This is a genomic window from Gelidibacter sp. (genome assembly GCF_035577925.1).
Taxonomy (GTDB): Bacteria; Bacteroidota; Bacteroidia; order Flavobacteriales; family Flavobacteriaceae; genus Gelidibacter.
The window spans coordinates 1-13,677 of sequence record NZ_DATJCY010000226.1 but is presented as its reverse complement, the minus strand read 5'-3'; the positions used below and the strand labels follow the sequence as shown (position 1 = coordinate 13,677).

Annotated in this window: 15 protein-coding genes and 1 pseudogene; 9 read left to right on the top strand and 7 right to left on the bottom strand. The window is 35.8% G+C overall.

The window, feature by feature from the left end:
* On the top strand, positions 1-292 hold a 292-nt coding region (locus tag VNJ50_RS09100; protein WP_325581114.1), incomplete at its 5' end, for a Bax inhibitor-1/YccA family protein.
* A gap of 69 nt (positions 293-361) precedes the next feature.
* Here the strand turns inward: VNJ50_RS09100 and VNJ50_RS09095 are convergent.
* The gene (locus VNJ50_RS09095; protein ID WP_325581113.1) at positions 362-832 is read right to left on the bottom strand and encodes an Lrp/AsnC ligand binding domain-containing protein; all 471 of its coding nucleotides are present in this window, start codon (positions 830-832) and stop codon (positions 362-364) included.
* A gap of 66 nt (positions 833-898) precedes the next feature.
* The gene (locus VNJ50_RS09090; protein WP_325581111.1) at positions 899-2,263 is read right to left on the bottom strand and encodes a saccharopine dehydrogenase family protein; all 1,365 of its coding nucleotides are present in this window, start codon (positions 2,261-2,263) and stop codon (positions 899-901) included.
* A gap of 84 nt (positions 2,264-2,347) precedes the next feature.
* On the opposite strand from VNJ50_RS09090, the gene VNJ50_RS09085 reads away from it, so the two are divergent.
* On the top strand, positions 2,348-2,743 hold the full coding sequence (locus VNJ50_RS09085; RefSeq protein WP_325581109.1) for a DUF423 domain-containing protein: 396 nt from the start codon (positions 2,348-2,350) through the stop codon (positions 2,741-2,743).
* A gap of 59 nt (positions 2,744-2,802) precedes the next feature.
* Entirely contained in the window at positions 2,803-4,419 is a 1,617-nt protein-coding gene (gene pckA / locus VNJ50_RS09080) for a phosphoenolpyruvate carboxykinase (ATP) (protein ID WP_325581107.1), read from the top strand.
* Between the two features lie 76 nt (positions 4,420-4,495).
* On the opposite strand, the gene VNJ50_RS09075 is transcribed toward pckA, so the two are convergent.
* Both VNJ50_RS09075 and VNJ50_RS09070 read right to left on the bottom strand, forming a co-directional pair.
* Positions 4,496-5,245 (bottom strand): uroporphyrinogen-III synthase, encoded by a 750-nt coding sequence (locus tag VNJ50_RS09075; protein WP_325581105.1) that lies wholly within the window; start codon positions 5,243-5,245, stop codon positions 4,496-4,498.
* 15 nt (positions 5,246-5,260) lie between these two features.
* Complete coding sequence (locus tag VNJ50_RS09070; RefSeq protein ID WP_325581103.1) at positions 5,261-5,914, bottom strand: DUF4271 domain-containing protein; 654 nt, start codon at positions 5,912-5,914, stop codon at positions 5,261-5,263.
* An 87-nt stretch (positions 5,915-6,001) separates the two neighbouring features.
* On the opposite strand from VNJ50_RS09070, the gene VNJ50_RS09065 reads away from it, so the two are divergent.
* Genes VNJ50_RS09065 through VNJ50_RS09055 form a run of 3 tightly spaced genes read left to right on the top strand, consistent with a single transcriptional unit; the run spans position 6,002 to position 8,500 of the window.
* Positions 6,002-6,724: a polyprenol monophosphomannose synthase gene (locus VNJ50_RS09065; protein WP_325581101.1), complete on the top strand. Its 723-nt coding sequence runs from the start codon at positions 6,002-6,004 to the stop codon at positions 6,722-6,724.
* A 1-nt stretch (position 6,725) separates the two neighbouring features.
* A complete protein-coding gene (locus VNJ50_RS09060) occupies positions 6,726-8,072 on the top strand; it encodes a dihydroorotase (protein WP_325581099.1) in 1,347 nt (448 codons plus the stop codon).
* A complete protein-coding gene (locus tag VNJ50_RS09055) occupies positions 8,069-8,500 on the top strand; it encodes a DUF4296 domain-containing protein (RefSeq protein ID WP_325581097.1) in 432 nt (143 codons plus the stop codon). Before VNJ50_RS09060 ends, VNJ50_RS09055 begins: the two co-directional genes overlap by 4 nt.
* Here VNJ50_RS09055 and VNJ50_RS09050 read toward each other — a convergent pair.
* The gene (locus VNJ50_RS09050; RefSeq protein ID WP_325581095.1) at positions 8,497-9,522 is read right to left on the bottom strand and encodes an NAD-dependent epimerase/dehydratase family protein; all 1,026 of its coding nucleotides are present in this window, start codon (positions 9,520-9,522) and stop codon (positions 8,497-8,499) included. The genes VNJ50_RS09055 and VNJ50_RS09050 overlap by 4 nt on opposite strands.
* Before the next feature lie 92 nt (positions 9,523-9,614).
* On the opposite strand from VNJ50_RS09050, the gene tyrS reads away from it, so the two are divergent.
* Positions 9,615-10,925, top strand: coding sequence for a tyrosine--tRNA ligase (tyrS, locus tag VNJ50_RS09045; RefSeq protein ID WP_325581093.1), 1,311 nt, complete (start codon positions 9,615-9,617; stop codon positions 10,923-10,925).
* A gap of 139 nt (positions 10,926-11,064) precedes the next feature.
* Here the strand turns inward: tyrS and VNJ50_RS09040 are convergent, their stop codons facing one another.
* Entirely contained in the window at positions 11,065-12,045 is a 981-nt protein-coding gene (locus VNJ50_RS09040) for an acyl transferase (protein ID WP_325581091.1), read from the bottom strand.
* Between the two features lie 178 nt (positions 12,046-12,223).
* Positions 12,224-12,565, bottom strand: coding sequence for a T9SS type A sorting domain-containing protein (locus VNJ50_RS09035; protein WP_325581089.1), 342 nt, complete (start codon positions 12,563-12,565; stop codon positions 12,224-12,226).
* A gap of 193 nt (positions 12,566-12,758) precedes the next feature.
* Between VNJ50_RS09035 and VNJ50_RS09030 the strand changes: the two genes are divergently transcribed.
* Together VNJ50_RS09030 and VNJ50_RS09025 are read left to right on the top strand one after the other, a co-directional pair.
* Positions 12,759-13,442, top strand: a complete 684-nt coding sequence (locus VNJ50_RS09030; RefSeq protein WP_325581087.1) for a response regulator transcription factor — start codon at positions 12,759-12,761, stop codon at positions 13,440-13,442.
* Positions 13,442-13,677, top strand: a pseudogene (locus VNJ50_RS09025) (sensor histidine kinase); the annotation flags it as partial. The gene VNJ50_RS09030 and the pseudogene VNJ50_RS09025, both read left to right, overlap by 1 nt.

Genomic DNA, 13,677 nt, shown 5'->3' with positions numbered 1-13,677 from the left:
TGCTGTTGTATTAATGAGCAAAAGAGATTTTTCATTTCTTAAAACAGGATTGGCGGTCGGATTTTTTATTGCCATAGGATTAATCATTGCGGGGACTTTATTCGGATTTAGTTTGGGATTATGGTTTTCTGTGGGAATGTGTCTTTTGGCAGGAGGTTCCATTTTATACCAAACGTCCAATTTGGTAAACAAATATGCAACAGACGATTATGTTCCTGCAGCTTTAGGTTTATTTGCCTCGTTAATGCTGTTGTTTTGGTATGTACTTCGAATTTTTATGTCGAGGGATTGATTTGATGAATCAATTATGGTATAACAAAAACTCCTGAGAATTTCAGGAGTTTTTGTTAAATGAAATGTTCTAAATCTCAATCTGTCTGTCAATTTGTTGATCTAATGAAATAAAAGTTTCGGTGCGGGATACGCCGGCAATAGATTGTATTTCTTTATTCAGTAAGTGCATTAAATGCGCATTGTCCTTACAAAGTATTTTTATTAAAATACTCCAATTTCCAGTGGTATAATGGCATTCCAATACTTCGGGAATTTTTTTGAGCTGTTTAACCGCTTCAGGATTGCTCATAGCTTTGTCTAAATAAATTCCTACAAAAGCCATGGTGGTATAACCTAAAACTTTTGGGTTAATAACAAACTTAGAGCCCGTTATCAACCCTGATTTTTCTAGTTTCCGTAAACGTTGGTGTATGGCGGCTCCGGAAATGCCAACGTTTCTGGCAATTTCCAAAATTGGGGTTCGGGCATCGGCCATCAAATCACGAAGAATTTGTTTGTCGATGCCATCAATCTGAATATTTTGATTTTCTATTTTCATGTTCACTTCCCTAAAGTTGGGAATTTCAGTTATTCTAATAAAAATTACAGACCACTACCCACTACATCAAACATTCAGTGGATTATATCCCAAATAAGGTACTTCTTTTTCATTAAATATGATGTCAAATTCCTCCAATTCCTTTAAGATGGGATCGTAAATTTCTTTTGTAATCGGGATTTGAACGCCTGGTGTGGTGATTTTTTCATTTAAAATAGCAAGTGTGGCAATGGCTACAGGTAAACCAACAGTTTTTGCCATGGCAGTATAGGTTTGATCCTCGCCAATAGCCACCATGGTAGAGTCAATTTGGTGCATTTTGCCATTCAGTTTATACCCAAATTTATGATACATTACCAGCATATCTTTATCATCATCGTTAAGCGTCCAACTATCCATTAATATTTTTTGGAGAATTTCGGCAGGAGTTGCTTTTTTAAGACCTACCATTTTTGTTTTGCTAAAAATATCGAGTTCTTCAAATTTTTCCCAAATAATATCATCTTGGTCAATCTTAAGTGACAACCTGAATTTGAGTTCAACCGAATCGGTATGGCTGTATGGTAAAAAAGCATTGACAAAATCGCGATAACTCATGTTTTCACTGTCATCAATGGTGTAGCTGTCATCGGTCATACCCAATTGCACAAAAACATTCCATGCCCTACTAAAGCCAACGCGGCGTATAGTTCCTCTATATAAAGTTTGGATATGGTCCAAGCCATAAACACTTTGATATTTTAACGAATCACGATTGGCATAAGCCTCAAAACGTCCGTAACCATCTACTTCCAGAAACTCGGTCCTTCTAAATAGACGATGGTAAGGAATGTATTTGTAATCGCCTTCTTGGATGAATTTGGCAGCGCTACCTTGGCCAGCTACCACAACATTTCTTGGATTCCATGTAAACTTATAATTCCAAAGGTTATTATCACTTTCGGGAGCAACTAATCCACCGGCAAAGGATTCGAACAATACCATTTCGCCACCTTTGGCCCTAATTTTATCAATAACCTTCATGGCACTCATATGATCAATGCCCGGATCAACTCCAATTTCGTTCATGAACACCAAGCCTTTGTTTTTCACAACAGTATTAAGATCTTCCATCTCTTTACTCACATAAGATGCCGTTACTAAATGCTTGCCATAGGTTACGCAGTCTTTAGCTACTTCAATGTGGTATCTAGCTGGCAACATGGAGATGACGATATCGGCATTTTCAATCGCATTTTTGCGCGAGGTTTTATTGAAAACATCTAATGTAATAGCATGGCCGTATTCGTGATTGTTTATAAGTTTCTGTGCATTTTTAATTTCGATATCACCAACAATGATATGTAGATTTTCTTCGGCTGATTTGTCTAATAAGTATTTGATAAGGTAAGATGAAGATTTTCCAGAACCTATGACTAAAATTTTTCGCATAATGGGAATTGTTGAGTAGTTTTGTTTTTTGAAACACGAATTTACTAAATAACTCTTGTTTTTTGTATTCTAAATAATAAATATATGAATCGGATTATTTTGATTACCGCAGCGGTTTTAGGAATCATTGCCATTTCATTGGGTGCTTTCGGGGCACATGGCCTTAAGGAAGTGATTTCGGTAGAATCGCAAGTTACTTTCGAAACAGGCGTACGCTATCAAATGTATCATGCATTAATGTTGCTGTTTGTTGGAGGGACGACGCTTTTAACTCAAAAATCTAAAAGAATAATTTATTTTTTGATCCTTTTTGGCATCCTATTTTTTTCGGGCTCTATTTATGGCTTGGCTACGATGGACGTTACGGGGATCAACTTCAAAAGTATAGGATTTATAACCCCAATTGGCGGATTATTTCTCATAATCTCTTGGGTTTTAATGCTGATCGACTTTTTAAAAGTCAGACGGGATAATTCTTGAAAAAGAAGACTTAAATTAAAATAAAGTTTAATTTTGCATTCAAACAACACACTATTATTATGACCAACAATGCTCAAACTACGAAATCGATTTCGTTGGATCAGTACGGTATAAAAAATGCCAAAGTACATTATCAATTATCTTCAGAAAAACTTCATGACATCACTATTGCCAATGGACAAGGCGTAGAAGCCTCTTCTGGCGCTTTAGCTGTTAATACAGGAGAGTTTACAGGACGTTCGCCAAAGGATCGTTTCATCGTTAAAGATGATGTTACTAAAGATCGTGTATGGTGGGGAGATATCAATATTCCATTTGACAGTAATGATTTTCAGAAACTTTATGATAAGGTAGCCCATTATCTTTCAGAAAAAGATGTTTATGTAAGAGATAGTTATGCTTGTGCTGATGAAAAATACAAATTAAATATTCGTGTTATTACTGAATATCCTTGGAGTAATCAGTTTGCAGACAATATGTTTTTGCGCCCTACAGAAAAGGAGTTAGAAAATTTTTCTCCTGAATGGACCATTGTAAATGCTCCAGGTTTTATGGCAGATCCAAAAGTTGATGCCACCCGTCAACATAATTTTGCTATTTTGGATTTTACACGAAAAATTGCACTTATTGGAGGCACAGGATATACAGGTGAAATTAAAAAAGGTATTTTTTCGGCTTTGAATTTTATCCTTCCTGTTTTTAAAGACACCTTGCCAATGCACTGTAGTGCAAATATTGGTAAAGATGATGATACGGCAATTTTCTTCGGATTATCCGGTACTGGAAAAACAACCTTATCTGCCGATCCTAACAGACGATTGATAGGTGACGACGAACATGGCTGGACCAGAGAAAATACCGTATTTAATTTTGAAGGCGGATGTTATGCCAAAGTGATTAATCTTTGTGAAGAAAACGAGCCCGACATTTTTAAGGCCATTAAAAAAGGCGCCATTTTGGAAAATGTTATTTTAGATGCCAATGGCGTGGTTGATTTTGATGATGTTTCCATCACACCAAACACACGGGTCAGCTATCCAATTGAACATATTGATAATATTGCAGTACCTTCTATCGGGAAAAACCCAAAAAATATTTTCTTTTTAACGGCTGATGCATTCGGTGTTTTGCCTCCCATTTCAAAATTGACGCCAAGTCAGGCAGCTTATCATTTTATTTCGGGATACACTGCTAAAGTTGCAGGTACCGAGGCTGGAGTTGTAGAGCCTGTTCCAAATTTTTCAGCATGTTTTGGTGCGCCTTTCATGCCGTTGCACCCTGCTAAATATGCTGAGATGTTAAGTCAGAAAATAACAGAAACTGGTGTTAATGTGTGGTTGGTCAATACCGGATGGACCGGTGGCCCTTATGGCGTTGGTACCCGAATGAAATTGAAATATACCAGAGCAATGATTAATGCCGTGCTTAACGGCGATTTAGGGCCGTATGATTATGACCATTACCATATTCATTCAGTTTTTGGAACCGCACAACCAAGATCTTGTCCAGGAGTGCCAAGCGAAGTGTTGAGCCCAAGAACAACTTGGAATAATGATGAAGCCTATTACGCTACAGCATTCAAATTGAGTAATGCCTTTAGAGAAAACTTCAAGAAATTTGAGGAGTTTGCAAGTGAAGAAATCCGACGTGGAGGACCACAGCGTTACGGATTTTAAGCGTAGTATGTAAAAACAAAAAAGGCGATCCAAATAGTTTGGATCGCCTTTTTTTTTAGTTTTAAGTGGGAGTTTTTTACTTTCCTTTATTTACTTTTTCAATATATTTTTCTAATGCCATTGTCATTGATGGCGTTTCGGGTGTTGGAGCCATAATGTCCACTCTCAGTCCATGTTCTTCAACCGCCTTAGCAGTGGTATTTCCAAAAACCGCAATACGGGTTTTGTTCTGTTTGAAGTCTGGAAAATTATGGAATAACGATTCAATTCCCGAAGGACTAAAAAAGACTAAAACGTCATAAAACACATCGGCAAGATCAGATAGATCGCTAATGACCGTTTTATAAAAGACCGCTTCCTTCCAATTAATATTTAAATTGTTAAGAAGTTGTGGTACTTCGTCCTTTAGTTTATCTGTTGTAGGTAATAAGAAACTTTCATCTTTGTATTTTTTGATCAAAGGTGACAAGTCCTCAAAGTTCCGTTTTCCAACGTAAATTTTTCGTTTTCTGTACACCACATATTTTTGTAGATAGAAGGCTACAGCTTCGCTCTGACAAAAATATTTTAAACTGTCAGGCACTTTATAGCGCATTTCATCAGCAACTCTAAAGAAGTGATCCACAGAGTTTCTACTCGTTAAAATAATGGCTGAGAAGTTGGCTAAATCGACTTTTTGCTGTCTGATTTCTTTGGCAGGAAGACCTTCAACATGAATAAATGGGCGGAAGTCAATCTTTACTTTTAGTTTTTCTTGGAGATCAAAGTACGGCGAATTTTCTATTTTAGGTTCAGGCTGGGACACTAAAATTGTTTTCACTTTCATAGGCTTGGTTTGGATTTAAGCTTTGTATTCTACAATTATTTTATATAAAATTAGATAAGGCCCAATTTCAAGTGCGCAAAGATACAAAATAAAATAGAATAAGTTGTTTGTCACGGTCTTTTGGTGATTTTTGAATGACGTCATGAATCCGATTAGGTTTATTAACACCATCAACGCGACGACTCCAACAATGATGTTTTTTGTTGGATTTATAACGTACAATAACAAGGTGTTAGTGATCAGAAGTACAAAGCCGTTAAAGTTTTTATAACTTATTTTTTGAAAAAGGTAAGAATCGATCAATTTGTCAATTTCAAATAAACTTCCAACCAATCGCTCGATTAGTATTTTTATTAAGGAAATACCGGTGATACCCAGAAGAATTTTTAGGAAAACATCTAATTCGAAAATTTCAGTTGGTACAAGCATCAGGTAGGAGAAGTAGCCGAAAATAGAAAGACCGATAGCTAAATTTAAAAACAATAGTCCATCAAAAAAGTCAATAAATTTTTGATCTTTTGTATATAGCTTCAAATACTTGGAATTCCCCAAAACCCCTATAAAATCTAAAAACCGATTGGTGAATAATACCTTGGCCATAGTGATGAGAGATAATCCCAAAACCATAAATACCGTAAACCATTCATAAGATATGACTTCTCTAATCATGCCGCTAAATTATAAAGAATAATTTATCTGTTCATTTCAATAAAATTAATCTTTTAAAAAAACTTACTTTTGCTAAAATTTTTATCAATGAAAGACGCTATTGTCATCATTCCGACATATAACGAAATTGAAAATATTGATGCTATTATCAGGGCAGTACTTGACCGGGATGAGGCTTGTGATATTCTTGTAGTTGATGACAACTCGCCCGATTTGACGGCCGAAAAAGTAAAAACCCTGCAAAAGGAATTTCCTGAACGCTTGTTTTTGTTGCAACGACAAAACAAAACAGGTTTAGGAACCGCCTATATTGAAGGGTTTAAGTGGTGTCTGGAAAAAAAGTACGAATATATTTTTGAAATGGACGCCGATTTTTCCCATAATCCTGACGATTTGGTGAAACTTTATAACGCCTGTGCAAAAGATGGGGCCGATGTAGCTATCGGATCGCGGTATATTACTGGTGTAAATGTGGTCAACTGGCCAATGAACCGAATATTGTTGTCATATTTTGCTTCAAAATATGTTCGGTTTATAACACGAATGAAAATTCAGGATACGACTGCCGGATTTATTTGTTATAAAAGGAAAGTGTTGGAAACCATCGATTTGGATATGATTAAATTTGTGGGCTATGCGTTTCAGATAGAAATGAAATTTAAAGCCCATTTAAAAGGTTTTAAAATTGTTGAAGTTCCTGTTATTTTTACGGATCGTGCCAAAGGAAAATCCAAAATGAGCGGAGGTATTGTTTCTGAAGCAATTTTTGGAGTTATATATATGAAGTTTAAAAGCCTATTTCACAAATAATATGAATACAAAAACGGTACTTATCAAAAATGCCAAAATTGTTAATGAAGGCCAGATTTTTGAAGGCGATATTTTAATTGAAGGTGAATTTATAACGGAAATTGCAGATTCAATCAGTGCAAAATCGGCAGATGTTATGGTAGTTGATGTTGAAGGGAAATATGTTTTTCCGGGCGTTATCGATGATCAAGTGCATTTCAGGGAACCGGGATTGACACATAAAGCCACCATCGCATCCGAATCTAAAGCGGCGGTAGCGGGCGGCATTACGTCATTTATAGAAATGCCAAATACTGTTCCGCAAACCACAACTATTGAACAATTGGACCATAAATTTGATATTGCATCAAAAACCTCGTGGGCAAATTATTCGTTCATGTTTGGTGGTACCAATTCTAATCTTGACGAAATATTAAAAGTCGATTCCAAGAATGTTGCTGGACTGAAATTGTTTTTAGGATCTTCAACAGGCGATATGTTGGTGGATAATGCAGAAGTTTTAGAATCGATTTTTAAAAGTACCGATTTGTTGATTTCCGTACATTGTGAGGATGAGGCAACCATCAAAAGAAATCTTGAAGACCATATTCAAAAATATGGCAATGATATTCCGGTAGAATGCCATCCTATCATCAGAAGTGATGAAGCCTGTTATATATCGTCATCAAAAGCTATAGAATTGGCAAAAAAAACCGGCGCACGCTTGCATGTTTTTCATGTTTCGACTGCTAAGGAGACCAAATTGTTCACAAATAAGATTCCGCTAAAGGATAAGAAAATTACGGCCGAAGTTTGTGTACATCACTTGTGGTTTAGTGATGAAGATTATCAGAAAAAAGGCACTTTAATTAAATGGAATCCGGCAGTAAAAACCGCAAATGATCGTGAAGAATTATGGAAAGCACTTTTGGATGATCGGATTGACGTGATTGCTACCGATCATGCGCCGCATACTTTAGAAGAAAAACAACAGGTTTATACCAATGCGCCATCTGGTGGGCCGTTAGTCCAACATGCTTTGGTAGCCATGATTGAAGCGTATCATAAAGGGAAAATTGGCTTGGAAAAAATTGTTGAAAAAATGTGCCATAATCCGGCTATATTGTTTCAGATAGAAAAACGAGGTTATATCCGTCCGGGGTATTTTGCCGATTTGGTCATCGTGGATATTAATAATCCATGGACCGTAAACAAGGATAATATCTTGTACCAATGTGGATGGTCGCCTTTTGAAAATGTGACCTTCACATCGCGCATCACCCACACTTTTGTTAACGGATCGTTGGTGTATAACAATTTTAAGTTTAACGACGTTAAAGTTGGAAAACGATTAACTTTTACCCGATGAAATACTTTTTTAACATACTTGTTTTGATGCTTTTGGTGGGCTGTAATAGTATTGAAAAACCTGAAAAGCCAAAAAATTTAATTCCGAAGGAGAAAATGTCAGACATTATGTATGATCTATATATTCTTAATGCTGCCAAAGGAGTTAATAGAAAACTAATAGAAAGCAACGGTATTATGCCTAGTAATTATGTGTATGAAAAACATGGCATTGACAGTTTGCAATTTGCACAAAGCAATACCTATTATGCGTATGATATGAAGGTTTATAAAGGAATCATCAAAAAGGTAAAAGCGAATCTTGAAAACGATAAGGCTCTTTATGAGCAATTGACCAATGAAGATGGATCGGCTAAAGATCCCGAGAAAAAAATTCCACCAGCAATGGAAGATCCCATCCGTCCGGTAGAATATGAACTTGTAGATTAGACGTCTTTCTTTAAATCTTCCATGAACAAATGACAGGTTTCGTTTATGGAATCTTTCATCGTTTTAAATTCGATGTCCAAAGCGTTTTTTATTTTTGAAGTGTCATATTTTGTGATGCTTCTGGCACTTTTGGTCATTTGTTTGGATAATCGTCTGCGTTTTCTGGTTAACAAATGGTTCAGCCAATCCAAACGCCAGCCCAATGCCAAAATGAGTGGTGTTGCTTCTTTGGTTGGAGGTTTTACTTTTAGCGCTAATGCGGTTTGATCTAAGAGTTCTTTAAAAGATAAGTTTTCGGAAACAACGGTAAACCTTTCATTTTTAATATCACTTTGCATTAATTGCACCATGGCATTTACAACGTCGTTTACATCAACATAGCCCGTCACGCCATGCGTGTAAAAAGACATGCCTTTATATATTTTTTTTATCAAACTGCTACTTCCACCGCTGTTCCAAAAACCAGGGCCAATGATAATTCCCGGGTTTAATATAACGGCATCAACACCTTCTTGGGTGCCGCGCCAAACTTCAATTTCGGCACCATATTTAGTAATGGCATAAACACTGTTATCGTCTTCTTGGTTCCAATGGGTTTCTTCGGTAATAAGTTGGTGTGGGTCTTGATGATGGCCAATTGCGGCAATAGAACTGATATAGCAGAGTTTTTTTACGGCATGCGAAACACAAAAATTAACTACGTTGGCCGTGCCATCAATATTGATTTTTCGTAATTGATGGTATTTATCAGGCTCAAAACTCACAAAAGCGGCACAATGATACACATATTCTACATCTTTAAAAGCAATTTCCAGGGATGGAATATCAGTAATATCTGCATAAACCCAATCTATTCGGTTGTAAAGAGATTCGAAATCGGAGGTGTAATACGAAAAAACTTTTTTGACCAACGCTAACTTGTGTTCTCTTCTATAAATAGCTTTAACTTGGTTATTGGTTTGCAATAACTTAAACAGTAAGTGTGAGCCTACTAAACCTGTTCCGCCTGTTACTAATATCATGCAACGAAAATAAAGAATAATTAGATATTAACTTCCTATTCTTAGGAGATGTTTATCTTTGCACCAAATTTTAAAAATTAATATTACAACCCATGACAAATGCATTTGTAGAAGATTTACGTTGGAGAGGAATGACCCACGATATCATGCCCGGAACTGAAGAACAGCTCAATAAGGAAATGACCGCAGCATATATTGGATTTGATCCCACCTCCGATTCTTTGCATATTGGGAGCTTAGTGCCTATTATTTTATTGGTGCATCTTGAAAAAGCAGGCCACAAACCGTATGCTTTAATTGGTGGCGCCACAGGAATGATTGGCGATCCTTCGGGTAAAAGTGATGAGCGAAATTTGCTGGACGAAGCTACGTTAGCAAAAAATGTTGCTGGGATAAAATCGGTATTGTCACGGTTTTTAAATTTTGATGCGACAACCAAAAATGCTCCTGTTTTGGTGAATAATTACGATTGGATGAAAGACTTTTCATTCATTGATTTTGCCAGAGATGTAGGAAAACGAATTACGGTCAATTACATGATGTCAAAGGATTCGGTCAAAAAACGTTTTTCTGGAGAAGAAGGAAGTGTTGGTATGTCGTTTACTGAGTTTACCTACCAATTGATCCAAGGATACGATTTTTATCATTTGCACAAACACCATAATGTGCTGTTGCAAATGGGCGGTAGTGACCAATGGGGAAACATCACCACGGGTACCGAGTTGGTAAGACGTATGAATGTAGGTGAGGAGGCGAAAGCTTTTGCCATGACCTGTCCATTGATTACAAAAGCTGATGGTTCTAAATTCGGAAAAAGTGAAGGTGGCAATATTTGGTTGGATGCCGATAAAACATCGGTTTACAAATTCTACCAATTTTGGTTAAATACAAGTGATGAAGATGCCGAAAAATATATCAAAATATTTACATTTTTAGATAGAGCGTCAATCGAAAAGTTAATTGCCGAGCATAAAGAAGCACCTCATTTAAGAATTTTACAAAAGCGATTGGCACAAGAAGTGACCACTTTTGTGCATTCGGCGGAAGATTTTGAAAATGCTGAAAGAGCATCAAATATTCTGTTCAGTACTAGTTTTAAACAAGATATAGCAACGTTGGATGAGGCCATGTTTTTGGAGGTTTTTGAAGGCGTGCCGTTGGCTGAAATCTCAAAAGCAGAATTTGACGAAGGTGTGGACATGATTGCTGCATTGGCCGCAAAAACCAATTTTTTAAATTCGAACGGAGAAGCGCGCAGAGCATTAAAAGAAAATTCAATTTCGGTGAACAAAGAAAAAGTTGCTGAAGATTATGTGCTATCTGCTGCTGATTTGATTAATGGAAAATACATTATTATCAATAGAGGAAAGAAAAACACTTATATTATAAAAGTGGGTTCTTAGACTTGAAACTATTTATAGAAACCAATAATTTCCTATAGAGATCCCGCTGACAAGCGGGATTTTTGTTTGTAAAAAACATCAGCTTTTTATGGGTTGCTTTGGTTGTGTGTTGATTTTCAGATTTTTACATTCTTAAAATTTACAACACCATCAAATTACAACCTCTAATATCTGAATGATCAAAACGGCCAATAATTTCAAAACGGTTATCTGATGCTACTCTTCCTAAATCTTGAGTGGCAATAAAAGCGCACGAATTGACATTTGCCAAATCAATAATATTGATGCCGCCTGTTTTGTTTTTTGGAAGAATTTTGAAAGGATCTTCAGGATCTCTGGTTAAGACTTGCATCCAATTTGGGCATTCAAAAACACCTTCTCCTTTAGAATATGCTTGGCTTAGTAATTCGGTCATACCATATTCGCTATGAATTGTGTTGACACCAAAACCTTGTTTTAAAATTTGATGGAGTTCTTCTCTAACCAATTCTTTACGTCGGCCTTTCATGCCTCCCGTTTCCATTATGATGGTGTTCTTCAGTTGAAATTGATATTGTTCAACCAAATCCAAAAGCGCAAATGAAACACCAATAAGCAATATTTTTTTGCCCTCCGTATCCAATTGTTGAAGTAGGTCTTTTAGGTCAGAAAGATTATCAAGGTAAAATCCGCTTTCATCATGATTGGATCGTTTTATTAAATCGTCCACCATATATATCAATGAAGATCCGTTGCGCTCTAAATAAGAGGGCAATAAGGCCAACACCACATAATCTTCAATCTCGCCATAAAAATGTGTAAACGCACGTCTAAAACTCTCTTCATAAACCCTAATATCGGTTACTTGGTGTTTACTCGTTATAGCACTTGTCGTTCCAGAGCTTGTAAATACCTGTTGAATAGGTTGCGAACTGCTTAAGATATCATGCGATTTAAAAAACTGAATGGGAAGAAACGGAATATTTTGAATGTTTTTGACATCACTAGGATGAATATAAAGCAAATCGCAAAACGAACGATAAACACGATTGTTTTCGAACTGAAATTTGAAAACTTCTAAGCTTGCCGCTTCAAATTCAGAAGCTGTTTTTATACTAAATATGGAATCCATTGTAATCATGGCGTAAAAATATAGAAAATATAAAAAGCGTTATCCAAATAGAGGTAACGCTTTTCATTATTTTTTAAAACCGAGTTTGCGTGGTTATGTTTTTCTTGGTGTTTTAGTTTGCTTCTAAGTGTTGTAAAAAAGATAATTCTCGTGAATAGTCGATAAGAATTATAAATTCTAAACTTGATTATTTTACAACCAATTTACGGGTTGCAGAATACTCACCTTCTTTAATTTTCAAAATATAAATGCCTGGTGTCAGTTTAGAAATGTTTAATTCTTTACCTAAAAGTACAGTGGAAAGTACATTTTTACCCAAAACATCATAAATTTGTATGTTTTTGGAAGAGTTTAATTGGGACGTGGTGATGTATATTTTGCCATTGCTGACTGGATTTGGGTAAATAGATAATTCTTCAATGTCATGCAATGAAGAAAGCGATGACTTAGAAGGATCGGACTGGGCATAACTCATAGTGCCAAAAGTTAGGCAGATCATCAACAAAAGAAAAGAAAAGTAGTTTTTCATCAAATAAATACTTTTTGTTAAAGGTAGTAAATTATCGCAAATGCCGTACCAAAAGTATGTTAAAGAATATGACTTTTTGACGAATAGTTAAATTATTGTTTCCTCTACGTTATGTTAAGGTTATCAAAGCCTTAGTTTTGAAAAACAAGTGTTAATAATGTTATCTTTACATTAAAATTTTTGAATGTCACCCATGAATAAAGCGAACATAAAAATCTTATTAGTTGATGATGAACCGGATATATTGGAGATTATTGGGTATAATCTTTCTGCTGAAGGCTATCAGGTTATAACTGCTGAGAACGGTTATAAAGCTATTAAAAAAGCAAAAAAAGAACGTCCCCAACTCATTATTATGGATTTAATGATGCCCGAGATGGATGGTATCGAAGCTTGTGAGCACATCAGAAAAATTCCTGAATTGAGCCATACGGTCATCACTTTTTTAACAGCACGCGGTGAAGATCATTCGCAAATGGCAGGTTTTGATGCTGGTGCAGACGATTATATTACAAAGCCAATAAAACCAAAAGTGTTGATTAGCAAAGTAAAAGCATTGTTAAGACGTTTTAAGGAAGATGATTCTTCACAACGTATTTTTGAAGTTGGAGGATTGGTGATCAATAGGGAAGAATACAAGATATCACTTCATGGAAAAGAAATTATTTTACCCAAAAAAGAATTTGAATTATTATCGTTATTAGCAACAAAACCTAATAAAGTATTTGAGCGCGAAGAAATTTTGCATAAAGTTTGGGGCAATGAAGTTATTGTTGGTGGACGAACCATTGATGTGCACATTAGGAAATTGCGCGAAAAAATTGGCGAGGAATCTTTTAAAACGGTAAAAGGGGTTGGCTATAAATTTGTGGACTAATGCGTAAAAAAAACAGAAAATCGTATAAGTTTGCCACCCAAACTGCCTTGTACATTACACTGTTTTTACTTGTACTTCTATGTGTACTTTTATATTTTTCCAATGCATTTAATATCTGGATTTTACTAGGTTTTCTAGTGGTTTTTTATCCAGTTTCATTTTTTATTATCCAATATCGTGTGGAGCGTTTTATTTATCAGCGCGTCAAAGGTATTTATGATGATTTGACGTTGCT

Bases quoted from the DNA above. Each gene is read 5' to 3' on its own strand.
- VNJ50_RS09070 (WP_325581103.1), bottom strand. From the start codon at position 5,914: ATGATTAGAGAAGTCATATCTTATGAATGGTTTACGGTATTTATGGTT.
- VNJ50_RS09090 (WP_325581111.1), bottom strand. From the start codon at position 2,263: ATGCGAAAAATTTTAGTCATAGGTTCTGGAAAATCTTCATCTTACCTT.
- VNJ50_RS09085 (WP_325581109.1), top strand. From the start codon at position 2,348: ATGAATCGGATTATTTTGATTACCGCAGCGGTTTTAGGAATCATTGCC.
- VNJ50_RS09050 (WP_325581095.1), bottom strand. From the start codon at position 9,522: ATGATATTAGTAACAGGCGGAACAGGTTTAGTAGGCTCACACTTACTG.
- VNJ50_RS09040 (WP_325581091.1), bottom strand. From the start codon at position 12,045: ATGATTACAATGGATTCCATATTTAGTATAAAAACAGCTTCTGAATTT.
- tyrS (WP_325581093.1), top strand. From the start codon at position 9,615: ATGACAAATGCATTTGTAGAAGATTTACGTTGGAGAGGAATGACCCAC.
- pckA (WP_325581107.1), top strand. From the start codon at position 2,803: ATGACCAACAATGCTCAAACTACGAAATCGATTTCGTTGGATCAGTAC.
- VNJ50_RS09055 (WP_325581097.1), top strand. From the start codon at position 8,069: ATGAAATACTTTTTTAACATACTTGTTTTGATGCTTTTGGTGGGCTGT.
- VNJ50_RS09065 (WP_325581101.1), top strand. From the start codon at position 6,002: ATGAAAGACGCTATTGTCATCATTCCGACATATAACGAAATTGAAAAT.
- VNJ50_RS09035 (WP_325581089.1), bottom strand. From the start codon at position 12,565: ATGAAAAACTACTTTTCTTTTCTTTTGTTGATGATCTGCCTAACTTTT.
- VNJ50_RS09030 (WP_325581087.1), top strand. From the start codon at position 12,759: ATGAATAAAGCGAACATAAAAATCTTATTAGTTGATGATGAACCGGAT.
- VNJ50_RS09095 (WP_325581113.1), bottom strand. From the start codon at position 832: ATGAAAATAGAAAATCAAAATATTCAGATTGATGGCATCGACAAACAA.
- VNJ50_RS09060 (WP_325581099.1), top strand. From the start codon at position 6,726: ATGAATACAAAAACGGTACTTATCAAAAATGCCAAAATTGTTAATGAA.
- VNJ50_RS09075 (WP_325581105.1), bottom strand. From the start codon at position 5,245: ATGAAAGTGAAAACAATTTTAGTGTCCCAGCCTGAACCTAAAATAGAA.